General features: G+C 45.7%; 12 protein-coding genes and 1 tRNA gene. 4 read left to right on the top strand and 9 right to left on the bottom strand.

The features are described 5' to 3' along the window. Window positions 1-98 precede the first annotated feature (98 nt). The gene (locus BUC30_RS07485) at window positions 99-1,184 is read left to right on the top strand and encodes an HD-GYP domain-containing protein (RefSeq protein WP_073424698.1); all 1,086 of its coding nucleotides are present in this window, start codon (window positions 99-101) and stop codon (window positions 1,182-1,184) included. Then, window positions 1,181-5,170: a hybrid sensor histidine kinase/response regulator gene (locus BUC30_RS07480; RefSeq protein ID WP_073424258.1), complete on the top strand. Its 3,990-nt coding sequence runs from the start codon at window positions 1,181-1,183 to the stop codon at window positions 5,168-5,170. The genes BUC30_RS07485 and BUC30_RS07480 overlap by 4 nt, the downstream gene beginning before the upstream one ends. Here BUC30_RS07480 and BUC30_RS07475 read toward each other — a convergent pair. After that, window positions 5,148-5,384: a zinc ribbon domain-containing protein gene (locus tag BUC30_RS07475; RefSeq protein WP_073424257.1), complete on the bottom strand. Its 237-nt coding sequence runs from the start codon at window positions 5,382-5,384 to the stop codon at window positions 5,148-5,150. The two genes, BUC30_RS07480 and BUC30_RS07475, sit on opposite strands and share 23 nt — an antisense overlap. A 90-nt stretch (window positions 5,385-5,474) precedes the next feature. Further along, on the bottom strand, window positions 5,475-6,320 hold the full coding sequence (locus BUC30_RS07470) for a hypothetical protein (protein WP_073424256.1): 846 nt from the start codon (window positions 6,318-6,320) through the stop codon (window positions 5,475-5,477). Window positions 6,321-6,323: 3 nt separating this feature from the next. On the opposite strand from BUC30_RS07470, the gene BUC30_RS07465 reads away from it, so the two are divergent. Continuing rightward, a complete protein-coding gene (locus BUC30_RS07465; RefSeq protein WP_073424255.1) occupies window positions 6,324-6,557 on the top strand; it encodes a hypothetical protein in 234 nt (77 codons plus the stop codon). A 58-nt stretch (window positions 6,558-6,615) separates the two neighbouring features. Here the strand turns inward: BUC30_RS07465 and BUC30_RS07460 are convergent, their stop codons facing one another. The 3 genes from BUC30_RS07460 to BUC30_RS07450 form a co-directional block, all read right to left on the bottom strand. Then, window positions 6,616-7,614 carry a class II fructose-bisphosphate aldolase gene (locus tag BUC30_RS07460; protein WP_014544999.1) on the bottom strand — a complete coding sequence of 333 codons (999 nt, stop codon included), beginning with the start codon at window positions 7,612-7,614 and terminating at the stop codon, window positions 6,616-6,618. Window positions 7,615-7,795: 181 nt separating this feature from the next. Continuing rightward, window positions 7,796-8,680: an OmpA family protein gene (locus BUC30_RS07455; RefSeq protein WP_244536542.1), complete on the bottom strand. Its 885-nt coding sequence runs from the start codon at window positions 8,678-8,680 to the stop codon at window positions 7,796-7,798. A gap of 12 nt (window positions 8,681-8,692) precedes the next feature. Then, entirely contained in the window at window positions 8,693-9,076 is a 384-nt protein-coding gene (locus tag BUC30_RS07450) for a hypothetical protein (RefSeq protein ID WP_073424254.1), read from the bottom strand. A gap of 142 nt (window positions 9,077-9,218) precedes the next feature. On the opposite strand from BUC30_RS07450, the gene BUC30_RS07445 reads away from it, so the two are divergent. Then, a complete protein-coding gene (locus tag BUC30_RS07445; RefSeq protein WP_244536540.1) occupies window positions 9,219-10,343 on the top strand; it encodes an RICIN domain-containing protein in 1,125 nt (374 codons plus the stop codon). Window positions 10,344-10,497: 154 nt separating this feature from the next. Here BUC30_RS07445 and BUC30_RS07440 read toward each other — a convergent pair whose 3' ends face one another. From BUC30_RS07440 to BUC30_RS07425, 4 genes are all read right to left on the bottom strand, one after another. Next, window positions 10,498-10,812, bottom strand: coding sequence for a hypothetical protein (locus BUC30_RS07440; protein WP_073424253.1), 315 nt, complete (start codon window positions 10,810-10,812; stop codon window positions 10,498-10,500). 23 nt (window positions 10,813-10,835) lie between these two features. After that, window positions 10,836-10,920 (bottom strand) — tRNA-Ser (locus BUC30_RS07435). A gap of 136 nt (window positions 10,921-11,056) precedes the next feature. Further along, window positions 11,057-12,751: a M3 family oligoendopeptidase gene (locus BUC30_RS07430; protein WP_073424252.1), complete on the bottom strand. Its 1,695-nt coding sequence runs from the start codon at window positions 12,749-12,751 to the stop codon at window positions 11,057-11,059. Between the two features lie 6 nt (window positions 12,752-12,757). Next, window positions 12,758-13,435 (bottom strand): hypothetical protein, encoded by a 678-nt coding sequence (locus BUC30_RS07425; protein ID WP_073424251.1) that lies wholly within the window; start codon window positions 13,433-13,435, stop codon window positions 12,758-12,760. Window positions 13,436-13,438 lie beyond the last annotated feature (3 nt).

Here is a 13,438-nt window from a genome sequence, read left to right as displayed (position 1 = left end):
TTGAGAAATAATCCATAGAGAAAAATAAGACTATTTTATGTTCTATGGTGTAATAAAATGAGTTGTAATATTTAGATTATTTAACGTATATTATGAATATGGAACGTTCGCGTTTAAAAATTTTAGTTGTTGATGATACCAAGACGAATATTGACGTGTTGGAAGGTATTCTGTCGAATGACTATGATGTTTGTGTTGCACTCAATGGTAAAAAGGCGATTGAGCTTACCGAAAAAATTAAGCCAGACCTGATTTTGCTTGATGTCATGATGCCCGAAATGGATGGTTATGAGACTTTGAGGATCATGCGCGAAAAAAACATTTTGCAAGGGATTCCGGTTATTTTCCTAACTGCCAAGGCTGATAGCAAGAGCGAACAGATAGGTCTAGACCTCGGTGCTGTAGACTATATTACCAAACCGTTCAACCCGGCTCTCGTGACGCTCCGCATCAAAAACCAGCTCCAGCTAAAGCTCCAGCGCGACCACTTGCACGATCTTGTCGATGAAAAGACGGCGGACCTCCGCAGGACGCTTAAGGTCATGCTTACGAGTCTTGGTTCGCTTGCCGAATACCGCGATCCTGAGACGGGTGAGCATATCAAGCGTACACAGATTATTGTACAGCGCCTTGCGGAAGAGTTGCGTAAAAACTCAAAATTCACTGAAACGATTACACCGGAATACATTGAAAATTTAGCGACCGCAGCACCGCTCCATGATATTGGCAAGGTCGGCATTCATGACCGTATTTTGCGCAAGCCGGGAACGCTTACGCAAGATGAACGTGAAATCATGATGCAGCACCCGCAGATGGGTTACGATGTTTTGCAAGAGGCGACCAAGGAACTTCATGATAGCCCGATGGTGCGTATAGCTGCAGAAATGGCTCTCGGTCACCATGAACATTGGAACGGTGACGGTTACCCAAACCACAAGAAACACGACGATATTCCGATTGGAGCCCGCATCATGGCGGTTGCCGATGTTTACGATGCCCTTGTCTCGAAACGCCCGTATAAAGAACCATACCCGCATGAGGTCGCTGTCAAAGAAATTGTCAAGGGCCGCGGGACGCAGTTTGACCCCGATGTTGTTGATGCGTTCCTCGCCATAGCAGACCAATTGCCCGAAATTTACGAACGGTTCAAAGACACTTCTTCTTCCGAGGAATGTAAGGATTGACACCAAGTCCTATAAATGAAAAAAAGCGCCACCTCAGCTGGCGCATTTCGCTCGTTTATACCATACCGATGCTTGTCTTTACCATCGTGTTGGTCGTTGTTTTTTCGAACTTTCTAAAATCCACCTTAATTACTTCTTCGTACAGTTCTTCGGAATCTAAATTTCAGGACAAAGTTGTTGTCGATCTTGAACTGTTCTTCTCGAAATTTGAAAAGCATTTCAAGCCACTTCCACAAATTCTCCAGCATACAAAAGAATCTGAAATCAAGAAGGTGTTGAAAAAGCACCAGCAGTCATCTCCTTTTATTGTTGATGCCTATTATGGCAATAAGAATGGCAAGTATATTTCTGCAAATGATTATAAGCTCGAAGAAGGCAAAAAAGAATTTCGTATAAGAACTTGGTATTTGGAAGCTTCTCGGCACAAGGGGCTTGCTATCACGGGTCCCGAAATAAATGCAAAAGCCAAGAAGCGCGTGCTCACGTATTCATATCCGCTTTGGGAGAAAAATCGAACGTTTATGGGGGCTGTCGCCGTCGATGTCGATTTGCAAAAAGTCCGTCAGTTGATGGGGGAATTTGCTAGGACTGACGGCGGTATTACGATGCTTGTGAGTTCGGAAAACGATAGCCTGTTTACGTATTTCCCGTATGAAACCAATTTGCATAATATAGTTACGGATACTGTTGCGGGGCTTTTACACCTTGTCCAGGATGATATCCAGATTGAAAATTTGGATTCTGTGAACGTGACTCTTTTTGAAAAGACAAACGTCGAAAATCGCAAATTGATTTTTTTAGTTAAGCCGTTAAAAAATGCGCCGTTTTATGTTGTCCATGTGATTCAAAAAAACAAGGTCGTTGCGAAGGTTCAAGAAAATCTGTACGCCATTATTTTGGTCGTGTCGCTTATTGTAGCTTCGTTGATTTTCCTCACGTGGCTTATTGTGCGTTTCCTTTTCAAGTTTTTTATTCAAAAAGACTTGAACGAAAGTGTCAGTTCCAGTACGATGTTCGAGACGCTTTTGGGGAGTGATAACTTTAGACTTATCTTGACGAACGATACGTTTGATATTCTCCATGCGAGTGCCTATATTGCTGAATTTTTCAATAATGGCAATGACGTCCGTGGCGAAATTCTCTGGAAGTTCTTCCGCTCGGAGCAATTCAAAAAGTTTGTCTACAAGGTGTCGAAGGGCGGCGAAATGCATGCTAGCGAGCGCCAGATTATTATTCCGGTGCGTAGTTGCGTGGGCGAAGATGCTTGGTGGAAAGTCATTTTCCAGTTCCTTGTCGAAGACGATGGTTCAATTCGCTATTTGTTCCTGATTTCTGATGAAACGAGCGGCATCCAGAAGGATACGATTCTTGATACGATCATGCTTTCGGCAGGAAATTCGATTCTTGTGATTTTTGACAAGAACCGTAAAGTCAAGTACATGTCTAAACAGTTGGCTGATTACCTTGTTGTGGACTGGAAAGATGCGATTGGGCAACCACTAGAAAACATGCCCAAGTGCGGCATGCCCGAAGATGTTGTAGAAGCGCTCAAAAGGACGTTTAATGAGCAAGGTGTCTGGAAAGATACGTTTATGCTCCAGACGCTCAATTCGCATACAGACACTTGGTTCCGCGGAGAAGCTTGCACGCTCAAGGTGCAAGATGCGATTGTCGGCTATATGCTCTCGATGATCGATATTTCTGAGGTTGTGGCGGCTCGTGAAATTGCTGAACATGCAACACAGGCCAAGAGTGAATTCTTGGCAAATATGAGTCATGAAATCCGCACACCGATGAATGCCATCATCGGTATGGCTCACTTGATTCAGGAAACGAAACTGGATGAGCGACAGCTTGGATTTATCGAACGCATTAGCCATGCGGCAACATCGCTGCTCGGTATTATCAATAACATTCTCGATTTCTCGAAAATCGAAGCGAATAAGCAAGATTTGGAAATCACGCAACTTGTGCTGCAAGATATTATTGGTGAAGTTGCTGCCCTTGCCGAAGTGCGCATCGCCGGGCGCCCAATAGAATTGATTGTCGATGTAGACCCGGAAATTCCGGAAGTCCTGATGGGTGACCCGTTACGCCTTTCTCAGATTTTCACAAACTTGATAAACAATGCGACCAAATTCACGGAAAGCGGAAGCATTACGCTGAAGATCAAGCAGGAACAGGTGCTTGGAAATAATGTTAAGCTGTCATTTAGCGTTATTGATACGGGTATCGGCATGACGAGCGAGCAACTGCAGCATTTGTTTAACGCATTCACGCAGGCGGATGGCTCTATTACCCGCAAGTACGGGGGAACTGGACTTGGTCTTGTCATTTCGAAATCGCTTGTGGAACTCATGGGTGGTGAACTGCGTGTCGAAAGTGAATATGGAAAGGGTTCAAAGTTCTTCTTTACGATAACGCTTGCTCTTGCTTCACAGGTGGCTGTTCCAAAATGGAAGTCTGTTTCGACATTTAAAAACAAGAATGTTTTGTTGGTGGACGACTGCGAAAGACTGCGAGCTGTTTTGAGGCATTATTTGACGAAGTTGCGCTGCGTTGTTGAAGAGGCTGCTTCTGTGGATGAAGCTTTGGATTTGATACAAGCTCACGAAGAAGCGGGGGAGACTCCGTACGATTTCTTTATTGTCGATTATCAGATGCCCATTATGAATGGGTTTGATTTTGTTCAGGGCTTGCCCGCAAACATGAGGATTATTCCGAAAATTCTCATGCATCCGATTCACTTTGACGAGAAAAATTATCATCTGGCGTCAGAAATCGGTTTCAATAGCTGTGTCGCTAAACCGCTGCAGATAAGCTCCTTGCTAAGTGCTATGCAAGAAGCGGTTAATGAAAAACTCACGTATCAGAAAGCTCAAAAAGTTGAGAAAAATAAGATATTCTTCAAGGAAGCGAAGATTCTCCTCGTTGAAGATAATGAGATGAACCAGGATTTGGCTGTATCGCTTTTGAACAGCGTGGGACTTGCGACAATGGTTGCCGCAAATGGTAAAATCGCACTTGATTTGCTCAAAAAAGATGCTTTTGACTTGGTACTAATGGATATCCAGATGCCTGTGATGAACGGTCTTGATGCCACAAGGGCGATTCGTAATCGCTCCGATGAGTATTTCAAGAATGTGCCGATTATAGCCATGAGTGCAAGAGCTTTCCAAAAGGACCGCGACGATTGTCTCCATGCGGGCATGAATTCTTACATCGCGAAGCCGATTGATCCGATGATGCTTTATGCGGAACTTGCCAAGTATTTACAAGTGGCGGATAAGATTCCGATGACAGCAAGTGTTAGCGAAACAGAAAATACATCTGTAAGTACTGATGATAGTGCTGTCGCTATGTTCCAAAAGGTGCGCAACTTCGATGCGGCGGCAGGTCTTTACCACGCCAATGACAACAGGAATCTGTATTTCAAGATTATTCAGGGCTTTGTTCGTGATTACGGTGGTGAAGTTCTTAAACTGAAAAAATCTTTTGAAGGTGCTGATTTCGAAGAATCGACGCGCATTGTTCATACGATTAAGGGGCTTTGTGGAACGATTGGTTCGTATCACGTGCAGACGCTTGGCGTTATGCTTGAAAATTCGCTCCTCAAGAAAGAGCAAAATTATAGCGAATACAATGCGTTTATAGATGCTCTCGAAGATTTAATTGACGATTTGAAAATTGTCTTGCAAAATATCGCAGCTGAGCAGTCGAACGCTGCCGTTATTATCAAGCATGTGGATCCTGAAGCCATAAGCAAGCTTACTCAAGCTATAGAAGAACTTAAGCCGGCTGTAGAATCTTGCTCGCTGACCGCCTGCAAACGCATTCTCGATTCGCTCGATGAGATCATGTTCTCGCAGGAGCAGGAATCACTTTTGCAGAAACTGCATAACCAGATTGACGATTACGATTTTACGGCTGCCGAAGCAAGCCTCAAGAGCTTGGAAGAAACGCTTAAAGAACCATCGCAGCCATAAATGCAAGCACGACAATCACCACTGCGACAATCGTAAGCGGGCTTGATTTTTTCTTCTTTTCGCCGAATTCATTTTCGACAATTTCATCGTAGTCGGGGAGGTCGAGGTCGCTATATTCAGCGCCCTCTTTCCAGCCGGTGTTCTTGTCGCTCCCGCAGTGGGGGCAGAAGGTCGCGCCTTGTTTCAATTCGGCGCCGCAATGAGGACAAATCATAGTAGGCAGTGGGAAGTAGACAGTAGGAAGTTGGAAGTGTCATCCTCGACCAAGCGTAGCGCGGAAGGGGATCTAACCGGGAATCACCATTTATTTTGTGAATTTATATCGTCCCAGAAGGTCGAAGTAACGGGCCTTGGGAAGCATTTTAACAGGCTTTACAGCTTTGCGGATGGAAGTTGTTTTGTCTGTATTCACGAAGAAAAATTCTCTGTGGTAGGTTCCCTCGTCAATGCTTATAGAATATCCGTTTCCATTGGGCTTATAAGTTATGGAATTCACTGTATTGTCGTCACCTCTGTATTCGAGACATTTAAAATCGTCAGAAAAATCTGCAACAATTAGATTCTGATTTTTCCGTACGGAATCTGTGTTGTAATCAAAGTATTCGATTTCAAACAGCGTATCATTTTTTAGAATTCGTTCCGTGAACCAATGTGTCGATGATTCTATTGTTTCTGAACTTGCGTAATTTGAGGTTCTTTTGCTGATTTGTTCCCCTTGGAACGCCCCATCGTAATAAATTTTTTGACGAATGCACATAGTGTCCTGTGTATTGCAGTTCAATATGATGTATTCTGAACCTCTATTTTTGAGCGCTGTTTCTGTTGTGTCATAATAAAAGTAAAGAACTTCGGTTTTTGAACCTTCTTTTGAATCAAAAAGCATTTGTTCTAATCGCCCATTTTCATTGTAAATATATTTGTGAGTCCATTCGTTTCCACGCTCGTTAAAGTAAGAAGAATCAATACGAGCCTTATCCTGAAGGACGAATGAATTACCTCCAAACATAGCATCTGTACATTTATTAGCCGAGGCAATGGTACTCAACGTCAAAAGAATAGTTGAAATAAAAAATAAATGTTTGCACTTTCCGAACATAAATAAAGCCCCTTTTAATTTGCTTTTAATATAACAAAAGTTTTTATATTGCATTTCATGCTCAAGACTTTTGTATTTACTTTTTTTTCTGCAATTCTTTGCTGCAACATGTTAGGATGCGCTTCGACAAATTGTGCTGCTATTTACGCTCAAAAGACTGAATATGAAGAATGTGTTGCTGAAGAAAATGCGAAATCAGAGGCTGCTTCAACATTGACGAAAGTTGGAATTGCGGCTGCGTCTGTATCTGTTATTGGATTGATTGTTATTCTAGTGACTTCAAAAAATTAAAACCGCCAGGCGATTGCCTAGCGGTTCTAAAAGCAAATCAGCTATAGTCTACTATAGATTACAGCTTGTCGTTGGAGCCGAGCACATCCACGATCTTGTGCATGTACATCTTCTTCATGTTTTCACGAGCCGGCTTGAGGTACTGGCGCGGGTCGAAGTGTTCCGGATGTTCGTCGAAATACTTACGGATAGCGGCAGTCATAGCGAGACGGCTGTCAGAGTCGATGTTGATCTTGCAGACAGCAGAGCGAGAAGCTTCGCGGAGCTGTTCTTCCGGAATACCAACTGCATCCGGGAGCTTACCGCCGTGAGCGTTGATCGTGTCAACTTCGTCCTGCGGGACAGAAGAAGAACCGTGGAGAACGATCGGGAAGCCCGGGAGCTTCTGTTCGATGGCGTGGAGCACGTCGAATGCCAGAGGAGGCGGAACGAGCTTGCCCTGAGCGTTACGAGTGCACTGTTCCGGCTTGAACTTGTAAGCACCGTGAGAAGTACCGATGGAGATAGCGAGGGAGTCGCAGCCCGTACGGGTAGCGAAGTCGATCACTTCTTCCGGCTTCGTGTAGTGAGAAACTTCAGAAGCAACTTCGTCTTCAACACCGGCGAGAACACCGAGTTCAGCTTCGACGGTAACGTCGTGAGCGTGAGCGTATTCAACAACCTTCTTGGTGAGGGCGATGTTGTCTTCGTACGGAAGAGCAGAACCGTCGATCATCACGGAAGAGAAACCGTTGTCGATGCAGTCCTTGCAGAGTTCGAAAGAGTCACCGTGGTCGAGGTGGAGCACGATCTGCGGATTTGCGCAGCCGAGTTCCTTGGCGTATTCAACAGCACCCTGAGCCATGTAGCGGAGGATGGTGCCGTTAGCGTAGTTACGAGCACCCTTAGAGACCTGCATGATCACCGGAGACTTGGTTTCAACGGCGGCCTGCACGATAGCCTGCATCTGTTCCATGGTGTTGAAGTTGAAAGCCGGGATAGCATAGCCACCCTTAACTGCCTTAGCAAACATTTCCTTGGTGTTAACCAAGCCGAGTTCCTTGTAAGAAACTGCCATTTGTTTTACCTCTTGTTTTTGATTGGCGACTTGCGCCGCCGGTTTAAAAGTTACGTGACTAAATCTAGAAAAAATAGACTTGATTAAAAGGCTTTTCTATCAAAAAGTTGATGAATTTTCCTGTATAAAAGAGACCCCGACCTAAGGCCGGGGCGACTCCTGTCTTATTCGGTTTACCGAACTACTTCACTTTCTGCGTACGGTCCGTGATAACGAGATCCACGCGGCGGTTCTTCTGGCGACCTTCCTTGGTAGAGTTGTCCGCAATCGGCATGGTCATGCCAAGACCCTTGGCGGTGAGACGGGTTTCGGCAATGCCCTGTTCCACGAGGAAGTTCATCACGTTTTCTGCACGTTGCTGAGAAAGCGTCATGTTGAATTCTTCAGAACCGGTGTTGTCGGTGTTACCTTCGATGGACACGTCAAACTGCTGGTAAACGGAGAGGATCCCGGCAATCTTAGCAAGGCTTGTCATGAGGTCGGTCTTCAAGGTGGCACGGCCCACGTCGAACAAGATATCGGACATCGAGAGGATGATACCGCGAGCGTCCTTCGTCACCTGGATCATCTGGGACTGGAGGGCGTTTAACTTGTCCATAGCTTCGTTCTTGCTGGCTTCGAGCTTGTCCTTCTGAGCCTTGATTGCCTGCTTTTCAGCTTCGAGGTCCGAGACCTTACCGCTACGAGCTTCGCCAATCTGTTCTTGGATTGCTTCGATGGTGCGGTTTGTGGCTGCGCGTTTTTCCCAGTTTTCTGCAATGTGATTCTGGATAGCCTGGGTTTCGCCCTGGAGCTTTGCGATTTCTGCGTATTTCTGGCAGTTTTCCAAGAATGTCGGGATTAGCTTGGATTCATCGTCATCCGCATAAATTGTTTCGAGGGCATTGAGCGTGCCATAGCCTTCGGCAAGCGTAAGCTTTGCGGCGTAAGCATTGGATGGCAAATTGGTTTTGGCATTGTCGAGAGCGAGTCTGCACTGGTCAACAGGGGTGACAGAAGGTGCATCTGCGGCAAAGCTCATGGATGCGGCGAGGGCGCCGAGAGTCAAAATCTTAATCGTCTTCATCTTTGCGGCTCCTTACTTCTTAGATTCCTTTTCGAGAATGCTCTGGTACAAGACCTTGCGTTCTTCGTCGGCACGGAGAGATTCTTCGAGTTTCTTGTCTTCGATTTTTGCCTTTTCGTTTTCAGATTTGGCTATGGCGAGTCGCATTTCGAGTTCACTCTGTTCTGCAAGAGCCTGGGCTTCTTCGATTTTTCCGTCTTCTTTCAGAGCCTTGGCTGCGACAAGTTTGGAGTACGAGTTCGAAGTCATGCTTGCGTCGAGTTTGTTTTCATTGACGAGCGAGCGTGTTGCATCGGCTTGTCCAAGGGAACGGTTGATTCCGCTCTGGCTTCCTGAGCAGCCGGTAAGGGCGGCAAGTGCGATTGCAGAACAACATGCTAATAATTTAGCCTTCATTGGGGCTTCTCCTATGATTGATATTCCACGCTAAAATTACATTCTGGTTTATTACATAGTTCTTGCAATCACAAAAAACTTTTTTTACTTGCTTATATATATGGAATAGTGTAAATTAAAATTGTATATAGGAAGGTTTTTTATGAATCTTTTTGTAAAAAAATCAAGTTATATTGGAATTTTCTCCTTCCTGCTTCCGTTGTCTAGCGCTTTTGCTGGCAACGTTGAATATCATTTGAATAAATCCGCAAATCCGACTCAGGACGAACTTGACGCCTACGAGCATATTACGGCGGCGATGGATTCGGCGGTTTTCCTGTACAATAAGTACTCTGATCTTTCGAAACATATCGAAGTTTACTACAGCACGGGCGTTCCTACAGCCGAGGCTAGCAGCAATGGCGATTTACGTTTCGGTAAGGATCGGGGTTATATGTATGTGGGCACTGCCATGCACGAAATGGCGCATACCATGGGCATGGGCACAACATCTGAGTACAAAGCAATGTTCAAGGACGGCGTGTTCCAGGGAGAAAAAGCCCAAGCGCTTATCAAGGAAATTGATGGTCCGGATGCCGTGCTCAAAGGCGATAGCCAACATTTTTGGCCGTATGGCATCAATTACAAGAGTGAAGTCCATTCCGAACAGGATTTGATCAATCACGTGAAAATCGTGAACGCGATGTATCAGGACATTTTCAAGGAAGCGTTCTTCAAGCAGGGGAGGGTAAAGTCCCTTTCCGAAAAGAAATGCATGGGAATAACTTCTTCGAATACGCTTGAACTCATGGATTGTGCCGACACGGCAACTTTTGTCAAGATTTATTCGATGGGCGATAAGCCTGTCACCTACCGATTCCAGCTTGGAAATCGCGTAATCGATATTCCGAATGAATCAACCGCTGCGGGTGTAACTGCATCGACATACGGCTACAATGGCGGTGCGCACCAAAAATACCAGCTCGAAGATGCCGGAGTGAACACTCCGAATGCTTTCCTTCTCAAGAATTACAAGAGTGGGCTTTATTTGCAGGCGGTCGGTAAAAATGTCGTGCAGAACCCAATGACATCGCGCTCTGATGATTTCATCTGGAAAATTGAAGAACAGCGAGCCGATACTGCGGATAAGCCTGTATCCATTTCCAAACGCCGAGTTCCAAACAAGAATTTGGAAGAATCAATGCCAGAGCGGTTATTTGATGCTCTCGGACGAGCTGCCGGCAAGATTCGTCGCGGTGTAACGTCGAAACTCTTGAAAAGCAACTAAACGAAATCTCATTGGATCCTGCTCCTTCGAACCTAATTCAATTAAGGCACTGAAGAGCCAAGTTTCACATATCCGCCTTTGGCGTTAGGATGACGAATGTGGGATAAAAAAAGACCGCTCGAAAGCGGTCTTTTTTGAATTCTGTTTTTCGAGATTAGAAAGCGTCAGTTGCGGCTTCGCTTGCTTCTGCAACAGCTTCTGCGCTCGGAGCAACTTCTGCAACGGATGCCTTTACGGCATTTTCAGTCACATCGTTAGAGCCTTTTTCAACCATCGTGAGCTTATGTTCCTTAAAACGGTTCATAGCAATAGTTGTCGGCTTCTGAGTGAGCTGAATGTAACCTTGCTTGGACTGATTGTTAATGAAGCGGGCTTCATGAGCCATCATGACAACGGCGCGGAAAACCGAACCTTGGCATTCTTCACTAGCGTAAATATCGTCAAGATAAACTCTTTGAGATTCAGCCATTAGGTACCTCGAAAAATTTTTAGAAGAGGGAGAGGGATTCGAACCCTCGTTACCGTAAGGTAAACACGCTTTCCAAGCGTGCGCCTTCAACCACTCGGCCATCCCTCCGTTAGGATGACCTCCATTGAGGAGGTGCGCCAATAATAACTTTTATTTTTTTGATTGTCAAGGGTGTTGGGCTAAAAAATCAAAAAAAAGTGAAATTTTTTAGAGCTTTTAAGATTTTTTAGCCTCAAATACAGCCCTACAGCTTACTGAGTTCGTCCCAGACCACTTGCATCAAGGGTTCCAGCGTTTTGGGCGTGAAATCAAACTTGATGTTTGCGGTTGCGAAGAGCTCTGGAATCGGACGGCTGCTGCCTAGGCTTTCTGCCTTGAACAAATCGTCGATTGCCTTCTGCGGATCCTTCTTGAAGTTTGCCCAGACCTGCAAAGCGCCAATCTGTGCGATGCCATATTCGATATAATAGAACGGGCATTCGAACAAATGAAGTTGCTTTTGCCACAAGTTGCGGCGAACGGCTTCAAGTCCACTGTAATCCACACCAGCATCGTAGCGGTCCATAATTTCGCTCCAGATATCGCTGCGATCTTCGGCGGTATGAGTCGGGAAGTTGTACAGACGATGCTGGAAACTGTCGATACTAGCCACCCACGGGAACAACCATATCACGTCGGCGAGTTCGCCTTCAGTGCTGCGGACAATCGCTTCGTGGTCGTCACCATAGAACGGCTTAAGGTTCGACATGCCGATCAGTTCCATACTCATGCTTGCAACTTCTGCAAATTCAGCAGGAACATCGCGGTAAGCGAAAATCGGCTGGTTTGCGAGAGCAAACTGATGGAACGAATGGCCTGATTCATGCAACAGCGTATAAATGTCGCGGTCCGTATTGGCGGAATTCATGAAAATGAAGGGGAGGCGGCTTTCGTCAAAACCAATCTGGTATCCGCCCGGAGCCTTGCCCAGTCTGGAATCCGGATCAATAAGCTTTTTCGCCTGCATTTCACGGGCCCATTTACCGGCTTGCGAATGGATGCTTTCAAAAATGGAATCGACTTTTTCGATAAGTTCATCACCGCTCTGGTACGGCTTAAGAGGCGGTCTGCTCAGCGGGTCGACATCCAAGTCCCACGGGCGCAAACGTTCGAGCCCCATTTCCTTGGCGCGACGCTTGTACATTTCCTTCTGCAACGGAAGAACAAGCTTCTCGATGCTTTCGTGGAAGGCTTCGCAATCGGCAGGAGTGTAGTCAAAACGGTGTTTTGCAAGGAAGATGTAGTCGATGAAATCCTTGCAGTTTGCGTTTTGGGCAATCTGCTTGCGAATTTCAAACAACTTATCGTAAGATTGGTCTAACGCATCTTTGTCCTGGAGGCGGCGTTCCCACATAGCACGCCAGGCGCGTTCACGAAGATTGCGGTCGGTCTTTTCCATATAGGCAGCGAGCTGCTGCATGGTCTTGACCTCGCCGTCGAACTCGACGCTCATGCCACCAGTGATTTTCTGGTATGCCTGAATCGCTTTGTTCTCTTCGGTTTCAAGTGGAATGTTCGCGGGGGAGAACAAGTCCAAAGAAACTTGTACACCCTTGAGCCATTCACCGAATTCACCCTTGAGAGCGTCCTTAGACGGGTGTGCCATGAGCTTCCTATTCAGCTTGTTGTCGTATTCAATCATGAGCGGTTGAATGTTTTCAACAAAATCTGAATAAGCCTTGGCTGCTTTCTCGTCACGGGTATCGCACGTCATGGCGACATAGCGTCTGCAGCTCACTTCGCCAAGAACCGATTCCAGTTCGCTCCAGTCTAAAATCCATTGACGGAGCGGTTCGACGTTTACAGGAATATCGCGCTGCAAAAGAGCGCGATATAGTCTAGAGATTTCTTTTTCATCATCCGGATTCAAATTCTCCGGAACAAAGGTACGTTTTTTCATGTGTTATTATTTAATAATTTTTCCGAGCCATTTGTTCACGAGAAGATCAAACAATCTGTCGCGGACGAGGTTCTGGAGCTTTTCGACATCTTCAGGCTGGACATCTTTCTTGATTTCGAAGTCCTGGGAAACCGGTTCGCCCCCTTCGGTAAGGGATACGTCGATAAAGCCTGCAATGCCGTAGTACTTGATTTCGTTAATCTTAAAGACGTTTGCATCAAGCGGGAATGCTGCGTTGAAGTGCAGGTCGTTGTCGCCCGGAGCAAGTCTGATGGTATCTTTCAGAGTAAGCGGAACCGTCACAAGCGTATCGAACTTGATTTCGATCTGGAGCTTGTTGATCCACAAGGTGTCCTTGGTTGTGTTATTGGCGTTCATGTAAACGTCAAAGTTTGCATTACCAAGGCTCTTGTTGATGATGTTCTGGGACAAGTCCTTGACCAACATGACTGCCTTCGGGTTCGGCAAGAAACCGTCCATTCCGGTATTCACGAGTTCCATGACGTCATCATAGACATCGACGTTATCAAAGGTGAGGTCCTTGTACTCCATCTTTGTCTGGATGAGGACTTTAGCTGCCTGAAGCTTTTTGAAAATCGAGCAGCCGGTGAGTGATGTTGTCACAAGAGCAAATGCACCTGCAACAGCGAGCGATATTGCGAAGCGTGAGAATTTGGTTTTCATATT

The sequence above is a fragment of the Fibrobacter sp. UWB7 genome (assembly GCF_900142945.1).
Taxonomy (GTDB): Bacteria; Fibrobacterota; Fibrobacteria; order Fibrobacterales; family Fibrobacteraceae; genus Fibrobacter.
This window is presented reverse-complemented; position numbering and strand designations above follow the sequence as displayed.

Bases quoted from the DNA above. Each gene is read 5' to 3' on its own strand.
- BUC30_RS07485 (WP_073424698.1), top strand. From the start codon at position 99: ATGGAACGTTCGCGTTTAAAAATTTTAGTTGTTGATGATACCAAGACG.
- BUC30_RS07475 (WP_073424257.1), bottom strand. From the start codon at position 5,384: ATGATTTGTCCTCATTGCGGCGCCGAATTGAAACAAGGCGCGACCTTC.
- BUC30_RS07470 (WP_073424256.1), bottom strand. From the start codon at position 6,320: ATGCAATATAAAAACTTTTGTTATATTAAAAGCAAATTAAAAGGGGCT.
- BUC30_RS07465 (WP_073424255.1), top strand. From the start codon at position 6,324: ATGCTCAAGACTTTTGTATTTACTTTTTTTTCTGCAATTCTTTGCTGC.
- BUC30_RS07460 (WP_014544999.1), bottom strand. From the start codon at position 7,614: ATGGCAGTTTCTTACAAGGAACTCGGCTTGGTTAACACCAAGGAAATG.
- BUC30_RS07455 (WP_244536542.1), bottom strand. From the start codon at position 8,680: ATGAAGACGATTAAGATTTTGACTCTCGGCGCCCTCGCCGCATCCATG.
- BUC30_RS07450 (WP_073424254.1), bottom strand. From the start codon at position 9,076: ATGAAGGCTAAATTATTAGCATGTTGTTCTGCAATCGCACTTGCCGCC.
- BUC30_RS07445 (WP_244536540.1), top strand. From the start codon at position 9,219: ATGAATCTTTTTGTAAAAAAATCAAGTTATATTGGAATTTTCTCCTTC.
- BUC30_RS07440 (WP_073424253.1), bottom strand. From the start codon at position 10,812: ATGGCTGAATCTCAAAGAGTTTATCTTGACGATATTTACGCTAGTGAA.
- BUC30_RS07430 (WP_073424252.1), bottom strand. From the start codon at position 12,751: ATGAAAAAACGTACCTTTGTTCCGGAGAATTTGAATCCGGATGATGAA.
- BUC30_RS07425 (WP_073424251.1), bottom strand. From the start codon at position 13,435: ATGAAAACCAAATTCTCACGCTTCGCAATATCGCTCGCTGTTGCAGGT.